The sequence below is a fragment of the Pseudomonas sp. MWU13-2100 genome (genome assembly GCF_023242365.1).
Classification (GTDB): Bacteria; Pseudomonadota; Gammaproteobacteria; order Pseudomonadales; family Pseudomonadaceae; genus Aquipseudomonas.
On sequence record NZ_JALLIX010000005.1, the window covers coordinates 82,870 to 99,022 of the forward strand.

The window sequence follows — 16,153 nt, forward strand, 5'->3', positions numbered from 1 at the left end:
AAATCAACAGCTATGGAGGTTGTATGCCGTTCGCCCGTATTTCCCTGCATCGCGGCAAGTCCGCCGAGTACCTGAGCCGGCTGTCCGAGCAGTTGCATGAGGCCCTGATGGAAAGCTTCGAAGTGCCGGCTGCCGATCGTTTTCAGATTATTCATCAGCATGAGGTGGGTGAGCTGATCTTCGATCGCGACTATCTGGGCGGGCCGCGCAACGAAGACTTTGTGCTGATTGCGATTACGGCCGGTCGCATCCGCGATACCGCGACGAAACAGCGCTTTTACCGGCGTCTGGTGGAACGTCTGAGCATGGCGCCGGGGATTGATCCGGAAAATGTCATGGTGGTGATCAGCACCACCCAGGCGGATGAATGGTCCTTTGCGGGCGGGCGGGGTAATTGACCTGTTGCCGACCCGATGTTGCTCAACCGCCTTATCCGGGCCAGACCGGTTATCATGCCAGGGCCCTCTGCTGCCGATCGCCGAGGGTGCGCCTCAACCCTCGGAGCCTGATGTTCGATGTTCACGATCACCTTGTTTGAAACCCCACCCCCGGAGTCGATCCACAGCCAGATCCAGCAAATGGTTGTCGATTACGTCACCGATGTCAGCCAAGTGGCCATTGCCCCGAGTAATCCGCTCTACCCGCTGTATCAGTACGGCGTTGGTTATGAGGTGCATCTCTATATGCAGGCGATGGATGGCTCCAAGGGCCTGGCCGTCGAACTGATCGTGGCAACCGATGCGCGGGACCCTGAGAAAGTCGTGGGTTTCCTGCTGTACTTGCCGGTCAAGGATGATCCGCAGGCCTGCTCGGTGGCCTTTATGGCGGTGCGCGAAGGTTATCGGCGTCAGGGTGTGGCGCGGGCGATGCTGGAGCAGATGCTCGAGTGTTATCCCCACGCTGAGCTGGCCTGCGTCGTCGGCAAGGTACCGGTGTTCGAGGCCCTGGGTTTCCAGGTGCTGGCCGCGCGCGGGCCACAGGTACTGATGAATAGCCGTGACCATGGCACGGACGGGCTGGTGGCGGTACTCGAGATCGCACCGATCTATCGTTCGCTGGAGGTGCGACAGATTCATGCCTATCTGCTGCAACAGCACGGCAAGCGTGCGATGGTCGATGCGGAGAAACAGCGTGACCGCCAACTCGACCAGATGACCCGCCACGCCCGGGCTTTTGTCCTGGAGCGGCTGGGTGACCAGCGTCAACACGACGGGATCCCGACTCCGCCACAAGACTGATTGTAGAGACCGGCTTGTGTGGGAGCGGAGCTTGCCGGCGAAGCTTTTGGCGGCTTCAAGAGCCTCATCGCCAGCAAGCCGGCTCCTGCAAGAGAGGCGCCCGATCAGTTACGGGGTACCGAACATCGCGGTCCAGTAGATCCCCGAATCGCTCTTCGGATCCACCACATAGGCGGCGCCCAGCTCGCGGAACTGTGGATTCATCAGGTTGGCGCAGTGGCCTGGACTGGCCAGCCAGCCGTCGACCACCTTGCGCACGGTGTCTTGTCCGGCGGCGATGTTCTCGCCGATCAACTGGCCGTTGTAGCCCGCCAGCTCAGCCCGATCACCCGGCATGCGCCCGTCACGGTCCTTGTGGTCGAAGAAGTTGTTGTTGGCCATGTTCCGGCTATGGCCTTCAGCGGCGCTCGCCAGCACGGCGTTCCAGGCCAAGGGGGTTGTCGCCGAAAACGCCTGGCCGCCGCACTGGCGCGCTTGCGTACGAGCACTGTTGATCTGTTCGAGCAGTTTCTGGCCTTCGGCTTGCCAGTCACCCAGGCGTGCGCTCAGTAATGGTCGCGCCAGTACGATACGCCATTCACGTCCCTCGCGGTTGACGCCGATATCGACGAACTGCGGGTTCAGCACCACCTGACAGAAACTTTCCTGCACCGCTTTCATCGCCGCCGCCGCGTCGCGCGGCCCCGAGAGGCTGATCGCCTGTACGGTGACCATCGGATAGGCCTTGGCGGTCAGCGCTTGTTGCAAGTCGCCCGGGCTATTGATGGGCAACACCAGGCGAGGGTCGGCGACCAGTGGCGGCAACTCCAGCGATACCTGGCTGGCGCAACGCTGCGCCTGGCTGCGGTAGTGGTTGATCGAGCCGATCAATTGCGCCTGATCGTCAGCGGCGGCGTTGGCCGCGAGCAGCGGGCCCAGCGTCAATGTGGCCAGACCGAAAAGCGATGATATGAAGCGCATGGACATCTCCCTGGAGCGGACTGCGCCCATGATGCCGGATTTTCCACGGTAGGAGCACCTGTACGTCGGCCAGCTTGTCCTACAGTTCCGGTAGGTTTTTTCTGTGTAAAGGCGAAGCGTTTTCATCAACTCATGTGGCTGAGGTATTATGTCGCAGCAAGGAAGCGTCTAGCGTGCCTATCCGAGGTGACCGGACGTCGAAGGAATCGCGAAAAAAGCCTCACGGGCTTGGTTGAATGAGCCGACTGATCGTGCGCATCGACCGGGTCCGGGCAAAGGCAAACAAAATGAGTGTCACCCAACGTAGCTGAAGCCAATGACTAATAAAAAGTCAGCGCAGGAGGGACATGAACGTGAGGCCGGTGGTTTTTCATGGGCCTTGTATGTCTACCTATCCTAGGTATTACTGAATGTTGAAGAAACTGAACACAGCGCTGCTGGGGCTGGCGGTGTCGATGGGCGCGATGTCCGTGCACTCGGCCGAGACAAAAAAAGTCGATGTGCTGCTCATCGGCGGGGGCATCATGAGTTCGACCCTGGGGATCTGGCTCAATGAGTTGCAGCCGGACTGGTCGATGGAAATGGTCGAGCGCCTCGATGGCGTCGCCGAAGAAAGCTCCAATGGCTGGAACAACGCCGGTACCGGACACTCCGCCCTGGCCGAGTCGAACTACACACCGTACGACAAGAACGGCAAGATCGATATCTCCAAGGCAATCGAGATCAATGAGTCGTTCCAGATCACCCGTCAGTTCCTGTCCTGGCAGGTTCGTCAAGGCGTGCTGAAGAACCCGCACTCGTTCATCAACTCGACGCCGCACATGAGCTTCATGTGGGGGGATGACAACGTCAAGTTCCTCAAGGATCGCTACGCGGCGCTGCAGACCAGCCCGCTGTTCAGCGGCATGCAGTACACCGAAGATCAGGAGCAGATCAAGAAGTGGGTCCCGCTGATGATGGACGGGCGTGATCCGAAGCAGAAGATCGCGGCCACCTGGACCCCTATCGGTACCGACGTGAATTTCGGCGAGATCACCCGCCAGTACGTCGCCCACCTGCAAGCCCAGCCGAACTTCAAGTTGCAGCTGTCCAGCGAAGTAGAGGACATCAAGCGCAATGACGACGGCACCTGGCGCGTCACCTACAAGAACCTGAAGGACGGCAGCGAAACCTCGGCCGATGCCAAGTTCGTGTTCATCGGTGCCGGTGGCGGTGCGCTGCATCTGCTGCAGAAGTCCGGTATTCCTGAAGCCAACGACTACGCGGCGTTCCCGGTCGGCGGTTCGTTCCTGGTTACCGATAATCAGGATATCGCCCTCAAGCATATGGCCAAGGCCTACGGTATCGCTTCGACCGGCGCGCCACCCATGTCGGTTCCGCACCTCGACACCCGTGTGCTGGACGGCAAGCGCGTGATCCTGTTCGGGCCATTCGCGACCTTCTCCACCAAATTCCTGAAGAACGGTTCGTACTTCGATCTGCTGACCAGCACCACCACCCACAACGTCTGGCCGATGACCCGTGTCGGGATCGAGCAGTACCCGCTGGTCGAGTACCTGGCCGGCCAGTTGATGATGTCGGATGACGACCGCTTCAACGCCCTGAAGGAATACTTCCCCGAGGCGAAGAAAGAAGACTGGCGCCTGTGGCAAGCCGGTCAGCGCGTGCAGATCATCAAGCGTGACGAAGAGAAGGGCGGGGTCCTGAAACTCGGCACCGAAGTGGTGACCGCCAAGGACAACAGCATCGCCGGCCTGCTGGGTGCATCGCCGGGTGCTTCCACCGCCGCGCCGATCATGCTGACCATTCTGGAACGGGTCTTCAAGGACCAGGTTGCGACGCCTGCCTGGCAGGAAAAGCTGCACCAGATCGTGCCAAGCTACGGTACCAAGCTCAACGGCAACCCTGCCGCGGTCCAGAAGGAATGGGACTACACGGCTGAAGTCCTGCAACTGACCAAGCCTCCGGTGATCAGTCAGACCGCCGTCGCGCCAGCCGCACCGGCTGCGAGCGACAAGCCCAAGGCCGACACCCCAGCGGCTGACATGGCGCTGTAAAGGCCTTGCCTCGCTTCGGCGGGGAGCGCTGAAGCGAAGAACACCCATTGCCCGGTCTTGCGACTGGTCGGTGGGTGTTTTTTTATGTCCAGGCAAAAGGCCTCCGAAATAGGACTGTGTCGGCGGTAATCGGTCGTATTTTCTCATCCGAGGTATCTGCGTTCTGTCAGACGTTGGTCGCATTTGTCTGGATATTATTCGGTCCCCGCGTAATGATTAACGGCAAAAGGCCACCCTTGCGTGGCCGACTGGACGACTCGGATTGACGACAACGGGTGCTGATGAAAAAACTCACGACAGTTGAGCGGATGTTGTTGCGTGATCGCGAAGAAGAGGAGCGGCTCGCCGCCCTGCATGCCTTCGACTTGACGGACGTGGCCCGCGAGGAGTGTTTCGCGCGGATCTGCCGGTTGGTCGCTTCGCGCTTTCAGGCGCCGGTGGCGATCGTCAGCCTGATCGACCAGGACCGCCAGTGGTTCCTGGCCACCACCGGGTTTTCCGGGCAGGAAGCACCGGGATTGGAACTGTCGTTCGGAGCTCACACGATCCGGCAGCGTGGCGTGCTTGTGGTGGATGACGCCCATTTGGACCCGCGCTTTGCGGACTTTCCCCAGGTCAAGGGTGAAGACGGCCTGAGGTTTTATGCCGGTGCGCCCCTGCGCACGGAAGGCGGTTACGCCATTGGCAGCGTCTGCATCCAGGATACGGTGTCACACAGCCTGACGCCGGCCGATCACGCCGCCCTTGAAGACTTCGCCGCGCTGATCATGCAGTTGATCGAGCGCCAGCATCTGCTCAAACGCGTGGATGCCGTCAGCGGCTTGCCCAACCGCACGCAATTTCTCTCCGACCTGCAGGGCTTGCTCCAGGCCGGCGATGCGCGCAAGAGAGTACTGGTGACGGTCGATGCCCTGGACACCGATTGGGCGCACCGCTTGACCGTGGCCGAGGGCATGGTGCCCTTTGAAGCGGTCCTGCGGGATATGGCCTCACGGATCCAGGCGTTTATTGGCACTGGGATCAAGATCTATCACGTGATGGTCAAGGGGTTTGCCTTCACGATGCAGATGGACGCCGAGGAGGCGCGCGGCTTTTTGCCCCGTTTGGTGGATTGGCTGCGGCGGGCCCCCATCAGCGAGAATCTACCGATGGTGCCCACGGTTTGCGCGGGGTTGCTGGAGTTCGAGAACGACTCGGAGACGGCTCGGGAACTGCTGCGCAAGGGCCTGTTCGCGCTGGAGACCGCGCGGCAGAAAGGCCTGCCCTATGCTTATTACAATCAGCGCGACGATGCGGTTTTTCGTCGCCTGTTCAGCCTGCTACCGGACATTACACCGGCCTTGAAGGCCGATGATGTGTTCCTGGTCTATCAGCCCCGGTTCTTGTTGAGCGATGGCGCCCATGTCAGTGCCGAGGCGCTGATCCGCTGGAATCATCGCCAGCATGGCTTTATCTCGCCTGCGGAGTTCATTCCGATTGTCGAGAAAAGCTCGCTGATCCATTCGGTGACGGATTGGGTGATCGAACGGGTAGTGACGCTGATTGCCAGTACGGGCTATGCCCGGGACAAGAAAATCTCGCTCAATCTTTCATCGCGGGATTTCTATGGGCGCAATGTGGCGGATGTCATTGCGCAACGCTGTGCTGCCCATGGGGTCGACCCGGCCATGCTCGAGGTGGAAATTACCGAAGGCGAGTGGCTGCGCTCCAGCGCCGGGGTGATCGAGCAGCTTCAGCAACTGAGGAATCTGGGTGTCGATGTGGCCATCGACGACTTCGGGACCGGCTACAGCAACTTCTCTTATCTACACAAGATTCCAGCCAATATTCTCAAGCTCGACCAGTCGATGATCTTCGACCTGGAGCACAGCGCCCAGCATCAGCGGGTGGCCAAGTCGATCATCGGCGTGGCCCGCGACCTGGGCTATCGCACCGTGGCCGAAGGCGTGGAAAGTTTCGGCTGCCTGGAAATACTCAAGCACTTCGGCTGTGACGAGGCGCAAGGCTACTTTCTTTCCAGACCGGTCGAAGAAGCACTGTATTTCCAGCAGGCGGCACTGGATCGTTTCCCCCTGAGTACGGGCTGAGATCCTTTGCAGGAGCCGACTTGCTGGCGATGAACATAGCTGATGCACCGCTATCTCCGGCAAGCCGGTTCCTACAGGGAGCGCCTCGAAGCGGGGGTCAGGCGCTGCGTGGCACGCGCCCGGAAACGAAGTGGCTGACATCGTTGAAACCCGGGGTGGACGCATGCCCCGGGGTCACCAGGGAATCGACAAAGGCTTCGTCCTCGGCGCTGATCTTCACCGCCAGTGCTTTGGTGTAACTGTCCCATTGCTCCTCGGTGCGCGGGCCGACAATCGCCGAACTGACTGCCGTATTGTTCAACACCCAGGCAATCGCGAACTCCACCAGGCCGATGCCACGCTGTTGGGTGTACGCCTGCAACTGCTGGGCAATGCGCAATGACTCGACCCGCCATTCGGTCTCGAGGATGCGCCTGTCCTGGCGCCCGGCCCGGCTGTTGGCATCCGGTGCGACATCCGGGGCGTATTTACCGCTGAGTACACCGCGAGCCAACGGGCTGTAGGGCACCACGCCGAGGCCGTAGGCGGCAGCGGCGGTGATCTGCTCGGTCTCGGCCTGGCGGTTGACGATGTTGTACAGCGGTTGGCTGATCACCGGCTTGTCCACCCCCAGGCGCTCGGCCACGCGGATCACTTCGGCAATCCGCCAGCCGCGATAGTTGGACAGGCCCCAATGGCGGATCTTGCCCTGGCGCAGCAGGTCGCCGATGGCCGATACCGTGACGTCCAGCGGAGTGTTGTGGTCTTCGCGGTGCAGGTAGTAGATGTCCAGGTAGTCGGTACCCAGGCGACCGAGGCTGGCTTCGATGGCATTGAACAGATGCTTGCGGCTCAAGCCGCTGCGGTTCGGCTTGCCATCCACCGGGCCGAAACCGGCCTTGGTCGCGAGGACCCACTCATGACGATGGCGGGCAATCGCTTCGCCGACGATTTCCTCGGAGCGCCCGCCGGTGTAGACGTCCGCCGTGTCGATAAAGTTGATGCCCTGGTCCCAGGCCTTGTCGATGATGCGCAGGGAGGTTTCGGTGTCGGTCTGTTCACCGAACATCATGCTGCCCAGTGTCAATGTGCTGACTTGCAGTCCGGAATGGCCGAGGGTGCGGTAACTCATGAACAACATCCTTTTGCACGAAAGAGAAGATGCCCATCAGATACCAGAATGTTGTCGTTGAGCAATCCCTCAATCAACTCGCCGATATCTGACAATTCTGTGAGGGAAAGTAGCGCAAAGTTTTCATGCATTCCGATCCTTGCCAGGGGGCACCACAATGGCGACTCCCTGACCGTTCGTCGGAACTGTCAATTCTGACAGGTTGTTACGGCGGCTCGGTCTAGAGTGATATGTAGCCAAGAGACCTGCTTGTCCGGCAGGTACAGTCGTAAAGGCCATCAGGACATAACCCCGTTCAATATGGAGAGACATGATGCTTAATTCGAAACGTCTTAAAGCGCTGGCCATGGTGATCGTCGTTGCCCAGGCGGGCGTGGTCCCGATGGTGATGGCGCAGGCGCAGGTCGCGCCGACGACTCAGACCCAGAAGGTCACTTCCGAGAAGGCCGGTATGCAGTTGGCGGCCAAGAAGAAAAAACACCACAAGAAACACAAGAAAGCCATGAGCTCCGTGACTCAAAGCGTGAGTGCGAGCGCCACCGCCTGATTTTATTCATTGGGGGAGACGCGCCCGAGGGACGACAGCGATGTCGTCCCTCGGGCTTTTTATTGCCGTCGTTTTACGCTGCGCGCAAGGTGCGGGTCATGCGCAGGGCCAGCAGGCTGCCGGCAACGATCACCGCGGCCAGCACATACAGGGCTGCGTCGGTGGAGCCGCTGGCGTCCTTGACCCAACCCACCAGGTACGGGCTGAGGAAGCCGGCCATCTGGCCCATGGAGTTGATCAGCGCCAGGCCACCGGCGGCCGCGCCGGCGCTGAGCAGGGCGGTGGGCACCGGCCAGAACATCGGCAGGCCGGTGAGGGCGCCCATGGTGGCAATCGTCAGGCCGAGAATCGCGATAGCCGGCGAGGTGGCGAAGTTGACCGCGATCAACAGGCCGATGGCGCCCATCAGCATCGGTACCACCAGGTGCCAGCGGCGTTCCTTGCGCAGGTCGGCGGAACGGCCTACCAGCAACATGAACACTGCCGCCAGCAGGTAGGGAATCGCACTGAGCCAGCCAATCACCAGGTTGTCGCTGAACCCCAGATTCTTGATGATCGACGGCAACCAGAAGTTGATGGCATAGACACCGCTCTGGATACAGAAGTAGATCAGGCCAAAGGCCCAGATAGCCGGGTTCTTGAACACTTCAGTCAGCGAGTCGCTGACCGTCTTGGGCTTGTTGGCGGCATCCTCGGCCTGGTCGGCTTCGAGTACCGCGCGTTCTTCCGCGGTCAGCCACTTGGCGTTGGCGAATCTATCCGCCAGCAGGAAAAATGCCGCAATGCCCAAGGCAATGGTCGGGATGCCCTGCAACAGGAACATCCACTGCCAGCCGGCAAGACCGCCTTGGCCTGCGCCAAAGTGGTTGAGGATCCAGCCGGAGAAAGGGCTGCCGAGCAATCCCGAGACCGGGATTGCCGACATGAACAGGGCCATGATCCGCCCGCGCCGGAAGCTCGGGAACCACTGCGAGAGGTACAGCACCACGCCGGGGAAGAAGCCGGCCTCGGCGGCCCCGGTGAGCAGGCGCAGGGTATAGAACTGGATCGGTGTGCTGACGAGCAGCAGGCAGGTCGACAGCACTCCCCAGGTGATCATCATCAGGGCGATCCAGCGCCGCGGACCGAAGCGGCTCAGCGCCAGGTTGCTCGGCACGCCGCAGAGCACGTAGCCGATAAAGAAAATCCCGGCTCCGAGGCCGTAGATGGTTTCGCTGAATTTCAACGCATCGAGCATCTGCAGCTTGGCAAATCCAACATTGACCCGGTCGAGGTAGTTGAACAGGTAGCAGATGAAGATGAAGGGAATCAGGCGCAGGGTGATGCGCTTGTATACGGCGTTTTTCAAGTCAGCGGTGGCCTGGGATAACGCGGCGCTCTGTGACATGGCGGTCTCTCTTTATTATGATTTTTTGCGAGGCAAGGGTAACTTGATCGCCCTGTGAGTCTCGGTCACCCCAGCCTTGCTGTCTTTGTGCCAGTGCACAGGGTTTGCCGGTGTACCCTGTGCTGCTGAACAAACGTTGCTCCACCTGAACCAAGGACCCTACCGCTATGTTCGAACTGGACCATGACCTTGCGCAGGATATCGTCGATCGTGCGATGGCCATTCTGCCGTACAACGTCAATGTCATGGACAGCCAGGGCCTGATCCTGGGCAGTGGCGAACCGGAGCGGATCAATACCCGCCACGAAGGTGCGCAACTGGTGCTGGCGAACGGTCGGGTGGTGGTGATCGACGAGCAGGCGGCCAAGTGCCTGAAGGGCGTGCAGCCAGGGATCAACCTGCCGTTGATGCATGACGAACGGCTGATCGGCGTGCTGGGCATTACCGGTGAGCCGGAGCAACTGCGCACGTACGCCGAACTGGTGCGCATGACCGCCGAAATGCTCGTCGGCCAGCGTCACCAGCAGGCCGAGCAGCAATGGCGGCGCCAGCGTTGCGACGACCTGCTGGCCTTGTTGCTCAGTGACGAAGGCGATTCGCCGCGCCTGATCGACGAGGCCCGGCAGATGGGGCTCAAGCCGCAGTTGTCACGGATTCCCTACCTGTTCGAACTGGACCCGGGACAGAGTGCCGAAGCACTGATGGCCTGGCTACAGTCACGTTATCCCGACAGTTGGTGCGTGAGCGGGTCGACCGCCTCGCTGCTGTGGTGTCGGCCGGCGACGGTGATCCTCGATGATCAGCGCCTGCTGGAGAAGCTCGACAGCCTGGGCTGGAAGATCGCCCGCGTTGCCGCGGGCGGCCAGGCTGATGGTTTGCAGGGTTTGCGTCGTTGCTATCGGCGGGTCGGTGATCTGCTTGCCTATGGCCGGGATGTCCTGCCCCACAGCCGCCTCTTGCAGCTCAATCGTTATCGTTTGCCGGTGATGCTCTGGCGGCATCGCAGCGACGATGCGCTGGAAGAGTTGCTCAAACCGTTGCGCAAGGTGATCGCCAAGGACAGTAACGGCCAATTGCTCGCCACCTTGCGCAGCTGGTGCGAACATGACGGTCAGAGCCAGGGCTGTGCCGAAGCACTGGGGATTCATCGCAACAGCCTGCGCTATCGGATGGAGCGGATTGCCGAGATCAGCGGTGTCGACCCGCTGCGCCTGGACGGGATGCTGGCGTTGTACCTGGGGGTGCAATTACTGCCCCACAGCGAATCACCTTTGTAGGAGCCGGCTTGCCGGCGATGAGGCCCTTGCGTCTCGCACCGTCCTTACCGCGGCTCCTGCAGTGGATTGTGCAGGCCACCAGGGTGGTTTGTAGGAATGAACAATAAAGCCTGCCCCGACTTGTGCAGCAGACCGGCGTCATTCCCTGTTTCAACTGGCAGCATGGACGTCACAAGAACTGGAGATCGCCCATGAAAATCATCATCGCCCCCGACTCATTCAAGGACAGCCTCAGCGCCGAAGGTGTGGCCCGGGCGATTGCCGAAGGCCTGGCGCGGGTACTGCCCGAGGCGCAGTTGATTGAATGCCCGATGGCCGACGGTGGTGAGGGGACGGTCGCTTCGGTGTTGGCCGCGTGCAACGGCGAGCTGCGCAGCCTGCGCGTCCGTGGTCCTTTGGGCGACCCGGTGAACGCGCATTGGGGCTGGTTGCCGACAAGCGCCACGGCGATTATTGAAATGGCCGAGGCCAGTGGCTTGCAACTGGTTCCGAATGAGCAGCGTGACGCCTGCATCACCAGCACCTACGGCACTGGCGAACTGATCCGCGCGGCCCTGGATGCCGGGGCGCAGCGGATCATCCTGGCGATTGGCGGCAGTGCCACCAACGATGCCGGTGCCGGTGCCTTGCAGGCCCTGGGCGTGGGCTTGTTCGATGCTCGCGGGCAGGTCGTGCCGGCGGGTGGCCTGGCCCTGGCCGGGGTGGGGCGAGTGGCACTGGAAGGTATCGACCCGCGTATCGACCAGGTGCGTTTCGAGATCGCCGCCGACGTGAACAATCCTTTGTGCGGCGAGCAGGGCGCCTCGGCAATCTTCGGTCCGCAGAAAGGCGCGACACCGGACCAGGTGCGCGAGCTGGATGCGGCCCTCGGGCATTTTGCCGATCTGTGCGCGCAGGTGCTGGGCCGGGATGTGCGTGACGAGCCGGGCAGCGGTGCGGCGGGTGGCCTGGGGTTTGCCGCCAAGGCGTTCTTCGGGGCGCGTTTTCGTCCCGGTGTGGAGGTGGTCGCTGAGTTGGTGGGGTTGGCCGAGGCGGTACGCGGTGCCGACCTGGTCATTACTGGCGAAGGCCGCTTCGATGCCCAGACCTTGCGCGGCAAGACCCCGTTTGGCGTGGCGCGGATCGCCAAGGAGCAAGGTGTACCGGTGATCGTACTGGCCGGAACCCTTGGCGAAGGTTATGAGCAGATGTATGCCCACGGGGTCGACGCGGCCTTTGCCCTGGCGTCCGGGCCCATGAGTCTGGAACAGGCCTGTCGCGAGGCGCCGCGCCTGCTGAGTGCGCGAGCTGGGGACATTGCCCGGGTCTGGACGCTGGCGGCAAGGGCTGTCCGTGAAGAATGATGATGCCTGGTGTTTCCTCCGGCCATTCAAGGCTAAGCTTGCGATCAGTCCAAGGTTTCGGACTTGTCTGCCCGGAGATGCTCTATGGCTCGTGCCCGCCCGCAACTGATCAGCGCAAAGCTTGCAAAACTGCACCCCACCCAAGTCACCGTCGGCCTGCAAGAGGTCGCCCTCAAGCGAGCCCAATGGCAGACCCTCAAGCGCAAGGAGCGCGAAACCGCCCTCGATAATCACTGGTTTCCCTGCGTCCTCGGGCCTGAAGGTCGGCACTATATCGTCGATCACCATCACTTCGGCCTGGCGCTGATGCAGGAAGAGGTGAAGAAGGTCTCGCTGGTGGTACTCAAGGACCTCTCGTTCGTCGAGCCCGCGAGCTTCTGGACCATCATGGACTTCCACCAGTGGGTTCATCCCTACGATGCCAAGGGCATTCGCCGCGGTTACGACAAGGTGCCAGGATCCATCAATGAGCTGCAGGACGACCCCTATCGCAGCCTGGCGGGTGCCTTGCGCCGGGCCGGTGGCTTTGCCAAGGACGTCACGCCCTTCAGCGAGTTTCTCTGGGCCGATTTCTTCCGCACGCGCATAAGCGCCGCCGAACTGAGCGCGCCCAGCGAGCAGGTGCAGGCGACCGCCCTCAAGTTGGCCCGCAGCCAGGCCGCGCGTTATCTGCCGGGGTGGAGTGGTCCGATCGATGCCTGAGCCGTCCGCGCTGCCTACCCCGATGCCCGCCGAGCAACCGAAACGCGGCTGGGCCGACTTGATTGCCGGGCTGTCGATTGCCGGTCTGCTGTTACCTGAGGCGGTCGCCTATTCGAGTATCGCCAATCTACCGCCCCAGGCCGGGGTCATTGCGCTCTTCGTCGGGCTGTTCTGCTACGGCCTGTTCGGTACCAGCCGTTATGCCATCGTCTCGGCGACCTCGTCGTCGGCCGCGGTGCTGGCGGCGGCCACGGTCTCGGTGGCGGGTCCCGACATGGCGCTGCGCCTGACCATGGCCATCGGTCTGGTGATGATCACCGGCCTGATGTTCCTGCTCGCCGGCCTGTTCAAACTGGGCAGTGTCACGTCGTTTATTGCCAAGCCGGTGTTGCGTGGCTTTGCCTTCGGCCTGGCGGTAACGATCATCCTCAAGCAGGTCGCGAGCATCGTCCATGTGAGTCCCGCCCACAGCGATCTGATCCGCTTCGTGCCGGAATTGCTCAGTCAGTTGCCGCGCTGGAACTGGGCCGGGGTCGCGGTGGCGGCTGTCGCCCTGGTCCTGCTCTCGATACTGGGCCGCTACCGGCGTTTGCCGGGCGGGTTGCTGGTGGTGATGCTTGGCGTCGCGGCCGGAGAATGGCTGGATCTGCCTGGCTACGGCGTCAACCTGATCGGCGTGATCGACCTGCAACTGACGGTGCCGTCGCTGCCGCGCCTGGTCTTCACCGACTGGCTCAAGCTGGTGGAACTGGGCTTTGCCATGGTGATGATTCTCTACGCCGAGTCCTACGGCTCCATCAGCGCCTTTGCCCTCAAACACGGTGACCGGGTGAACTCCAACCGTGACCTGCTGGTACTGGGCGGCGCCAACCTGTTGTCCGGCCTGTTCCATGGCATGCCCGCCGGTGCCGGCTACTCGGCGACCTCGGCCAATGACGCTGCGGGTGCGACCTCACGTTTGGCCGGGGTGGTGGCGGCACTGGTGGTGCTGGTGATCGTATTGACCTTGTTGCCGCTGATCGCCCTGACGCCGGAACCGGTGCTGGCGGCCATCGTCATTCATGCCTTGACCCGGGCCCTGAGCCTGGAGCCCTTGCATCGCTACTTTGTCTGGCGGCGGGATCGTGTCCTGGCGATCTGCGCGGTGGCCGCGGTACTTCTGCTCGGGGTGTTGGACGGCTTGCTGGCGGCGGTGGCGATCAGCCTGATGCTGATGTTGCGGCAAATGTCCTCGGCGTCGGTCCAGGTGCTCGGGCATATTGCCGACGGCCATGATTTCGTCGACTGCCAATTGCATCCCCAGGCACGGGAAGTCCCTGGGCTGCTGATCGTGCGCCCGGGCGAGCCGTTGTTCTTCGCCAACGCCGAACGCATCCTCGGCAGCGTCTCGCGGCGGGTTCGCGAGCAAGGAGATGCCGTGCACTCGGTGATTCTCAGCCTGGAGGAGTCGCCGGACCTGGATGGCACCAGCCTGGAAGCCCTGCAAGACTTCATCGCGCGTTTCCCGACCGAGGGCAAGCGCCTGTTGTTCGCACGTTTGAAGCAGGGCGCGCATCAGGCCTTGTTGTCGCTACCGGCCGAGACGCTGGCACAGGTGACGCTCAGTGACTTGAGCGTGTATGCGGTAGTGCAGCAGGTCAATCAGCCACTGGGCACTGGCGTCGCAAGCTGACCTTTGCCGGTTGGGAGCCCCGTGCGAGCGCGCAGGGCTCCCAAGCGGTTGATCAGCGGTACGATCTCGTCACCGCCCTGGACCGCCAACTGGCCGCCGGGAATGAAGTCATTCTGCATATCCGATCACGACCAGGGCGCAACGCGGGTCGTTCAGCGGCGGCAGGTGTTGAAACGGGGACATAAGACCTCCTTGGAAATGGGATGCGGCCTGGAGGATTCTAGTCGTTGCGGCTGCGCCAGGCAGCATCTCGGACTGTCGGTGGCCTGCCGTCAGAGGGGTAAGTCATTGGCCAGGTGGATGGGGGGTGGTCTCGCCACCGCCGTCGCCTGCAAGCCGGCTCCCACAGGTTTGCGCTCGCCGCCAAATATTGTCGAGCACAGAGTTCTGTAGGCGCCGGCTTGCTGGCGATAGCGTCGGTACAGCTTGCATCGTCAGTCAGCTGGCAAAACGCTGCCTGAGCAGGTCGGCCATGCCATTGAGCTCTGCCACCGAATTGTGTCCGATCAACATGTAGGCATAGGTCGGCCCGGACCAGAACACCACGTTCATGCCATGGCGTACTTCCTGCGCCATGGCCCGGGTCCCGGTTTTCGAGTGGGTGATACACAACGCCAGCGGCCCGTGTTGCGGATCCAGGTAGTTGATCTGGGCAATCGGTATATGTTCGTACTCCAGCATCTGCGCGCGCTTGAGTTGCGCGACCGGCAGTTGTACCTGTGCCGGCTCAAGGGCCAAGCCCAGGTGTTGTTGAACACTTTGCAGTTGCGCTCGATGATCGGCGTCGCCGCTGGGCAGGTTCTCGAGGGTCTGCGCCGTGTAGAGCGCCATGTAGTCGGCCACCAGCCCGCGCCAGCTGATTTCACTGGACGGCGCGGGTGTCTGCCAGCGCTGGAACAGTCGGTCCGCGGCAATTCCCGCGACCATGAAGCTGGCCGCCACGGCGAGAAAGCTGCGTCGGCTCATTGGCGCCGCGGCCATTTTTTCTGTCGGCAGGGCGTGCAGCATGGCCTCCAGACGGGCCTGAGGCGCCTGTTTGAGCAGTTCGCCATAGGCGGCCTGGAACGGCAGGTCACTGCGCATCAGCCACTCGAGACGCTCGGCAACGGCTTCGTCACGAGCCAGGGCGGCTTCGATCCGGCTGCGCTCCTCGGCGTCCACTTCGTCGTCGAGAAAGGCCACCAGCTGTTCATCCGTAGGGGTGTAGTGCGAAAGCTGGTCAGTCATCGCCGTTCTCCGCTGTTTGCGCTGGGCACCGCACGCAACGGCGGATGCTCCGCCAGTTTTACGCGTGCGGCGGCCAACCGGCTCATGACCGTACCGATGGGCACTTCGAGCACCTGGGCCACTTCTTTGTAGGACAGACCTTCGACATAGGCGAGAAACACCGTTTCGCGCTGGGCGTCGGGCAGGGCATCGACGCGCTTGATCACCTGGGAAGCCAGTACGTGGGTCTGTACCGCCTGCTCGCCATCGAAGCTCAGGGCTTGGTCGGCATCGACCTGGCCCTGGCCGCGGCGCACCCGCTGGGAGCGCACTTCATTGAGCCAGATCGAGTGCAGGATGCTCAGCAGCCAGCGGTCCAGGCGCGTGCCTGAGACGAACTGGTCGCCGCGCTCCAAGGCGCGGACACAGGTGGACTGCACCAGGTCCTCGGCGACATGGCGTTGGCGCGACAGCACCAGCGCGTAACGCCATAGGCGTGGCAGGTGCTGTCCCATCTCGGTGCGTATTTCCTTGTCGCTGGCGATGACAACCTCCGCCTTCAACGG

The 16,153-nt window shown here is 62.0% G+C and carries 14 protein-coding genes and 1 pseudogene; 9 read left to right on the forward strand and 6 right to left on the reverse strand.

The annotated features are described in order from the left end of the window. The first annotated feature begins 23 nt into the window (after positions 1 to 23). Both M5B99_RS05535 and M5B99_RS05540 read left to right on the forward strand, forming a co-directional pair. Positions 24 to 398, forward strand: coding sequence for a tautomerase family protein (locus M5B99_RS05535; RefSeq protein WP_248803042.1), 375 nt, complete (start codon positions 24 to 26; stop codon positions 396 to 398). Between the two features lie 117 nt (positions 399 to 515). Further along, positions 516 to 1,238, forward strand: coding sequence for a GNAT family N-acetyltransferase (locus tag M5B99_RS05540; RefSeq protein ID WP_248803043.1), 723 nt, complete (start codon positions 516 to 518; stop codon positions 1,236 to 1,238). A 108-nt stretch (positions 1,239 to 1,346) separates the two neighbouring features. On the opposite strand, the gene M5B99_RS05545 is transcribed toward M5B99_RS05540, so the two are convergent. Next, positions 1,347 to 2,198 carry a CAP domain-containing protein gene (locus M5B99_RS05545; RefSeq protein WP_248803044.1) on the reverse strand — a complete coding sequence of 284 codons (852 nt, stop codon included), beginning with the start codon at positions 2,196 to 2,198 and terminating at the stop codon, positions 1,347 to 1,349. Between the two features lie 410 nt (positions 2,199 to 2,608). Here M5B99_RS05545 and mqo point away from each other — a divergent pair, with 410 nt between their 5' ends. Both mqo and M5B99_RS05555 read left to right on the forward strand, forming a co-directional pair. Beyond that, a complete protein-coding gene (mqo, locus tag M5B99_RS05550) occupies positions 2,609 to 4,255 on the forward strand; it encodes a malate dehydrogenase (quinone) (protein WP_248803045.1) in 1,647 nt (548 codons plus the stop codon). A 281-nt stretch (positions 4,256 to 4,536) separates the two neighbouring features. Further along, complete coding sequence (locus M5B99_RS05555) at positions 4,537 to 6,342, forward strand: sensor domain-containing phosphodiesterase (protein WP_248803046.1); 1,806 nt, start codon at positions 4,537 to 4,539, stop codon at positions 6,340 to 6,342. A 97-nt stretch (positions 6,343 to 6,439) separates the two neighbouring features. On the opposite strand, the gene M5B99_RS05560 is transcribed toward M5B99_RS05555, so the two are convergent. Then, positions 6,440 to 7,453, reverse strand: a complete 1,014-nt coding sequence (locus M5B99_RS05560) for an aldo/keto reductase (RefSeq protein ID WP_248803047.1) — start codon at positions 7,451 to 7,453, stop codon at positions 6,440 to 6,442. Positions 7,454 to 7,763: 310 nt separating this feature from the next. Between M5B99_RS05560 and M5B99_RS05565 the strand changes: the two genes are divergently transcribed. Beyond that, positions 7,764 to 8,000 carry a hypothetical protein gene (locus M5B99_RS05565; RefSeq protein WP_248803048.1) on the forward strand — a complete coding sequence of 79 codons (237 nt, stop codon included), beginning with the start codon at positions 7,764 to 7,766 and terminating at the stop codon, positions 7,998 to 8,000. 73 nt (positions 8,001 to 8,073) lie between these two features. On the opposite strand, the gene M5B99_RS05570 is transcribed toward M5B99_RS05565, so the two are convergent. Continuing rightward, positions 8,074 to 9,387, reverse strand: a complete 1,314-nt coding sequence (locus M5B99_RS05570; protein ID WP_248803049.1) for an MFS transporter — start codon at positions 9,385 to 9,387, stop codon at positions 8,074 to 8,076. A gap of 167 nt (positions 9,388 to 9,554) precedes the next feature. Between M5B99_RS05570 and M5B99_RS05575 the strand changes: the two genes are divergently transcribed. The 4 genes from M5B99_RS05575 to M5B99_RS05590 all read left to right on the forward strand — a co-directional run bounded on the left by M5B99_RS05575 (position 9,555) and on the right by M5B99_RS05590 (position 14,381). Next, on the forward strand, positions 9,555 to 10,664 hold the full coding sequence (locus M5B99_RS05575; RefSeq protein ID WP_248803050.1) for a sugar diacid recognition domain-containing protein: 1,110 nt from the start codon (positions 9,555 to 9,557) through the stop codon (positions 10,662 to 10,664). Positions 10,665 to 10,855: 191 nt separating this feature from the next. After that, complete coding sequence (locus M5B99_RS05580; RefSeq protein WP_248803051.1) at positions 10,856 to 12,007, forward strand: glycerate kinase; 1,152 nt, start codon at positions 10,856 to 10,858, stop codon at positions 12,005 to 12,007. Positions 12,008 to 12,091: 84 nt separating this feature from the next. Further along, entirely contained in the window at positions 12,092 to 12,709 is a 618-nt protein-coding gene (locus tag M5B99_RS05585; protein ID WP_248803052.1) for a ParB-like protein, read from the forward strand. Further along, a complete protein-coding gene (locus tag M5B99_RS05590) occupies positions 12,702 to 14,381 on the forward strand; it encodes a SulP family inorganic anion transporter (RefSeq protein WP_248803053.1) in 1,680 nt (559 codons plus the stop codon). The genes M5B99_RS05585 and M5B99_RS05590 overlap by 8 nt, the downstream gene beginning before the upstream one ends. A 38-nt stretch (positions 14,382 to 14,419) precedes the next feature. On the opposite strand, the pseudogene M5B99_RS30130 reads toward M5B99_RS05590, so the two are convergent. The 3 genes and pseudogenes from M5B99_RS30130 to M5B99_RS05605 all read right to left on the reverse strand — a co-directional run. Next, a pseudogene (locus tag M5B99_RS30130) lies at positions 14,420 to 14,564 on the reverse strand (nicotinamidase); the annotation flags it as partial. Between the two features lie 255 nt (positions 14,565 to 14,819). After that, a complete protein-coding gene (locus M5B99_RS05600) occupies positions 14,820 to 15,608 on the reverse strand; it encodes an anti-sigma factor family protein (protein ID WP_248803054.1) in 789 nt (262 codons plus the stop codon). Continuing rightward, positions 15,605 to 16,102 carry an RNA polymerase sigma factor gene (locus M5B99_RS05605; RefSeq protein ID WP_248803180.1) on the reverse strand — a complete coding sequence of 166 codons (498 nt, stop codon included), beginning with the start codon at positions 16,100 to 16,102 and terminating at the stop codon, positions 15,605 to 15,607. The genes M5B99_RS05600 and M5B99_RS05605 overlap by 4 nt, the downstream gene beginning before the upstream one ends. Positions 16,103 to 16,153: the final 51 nt, after the last annotated feature.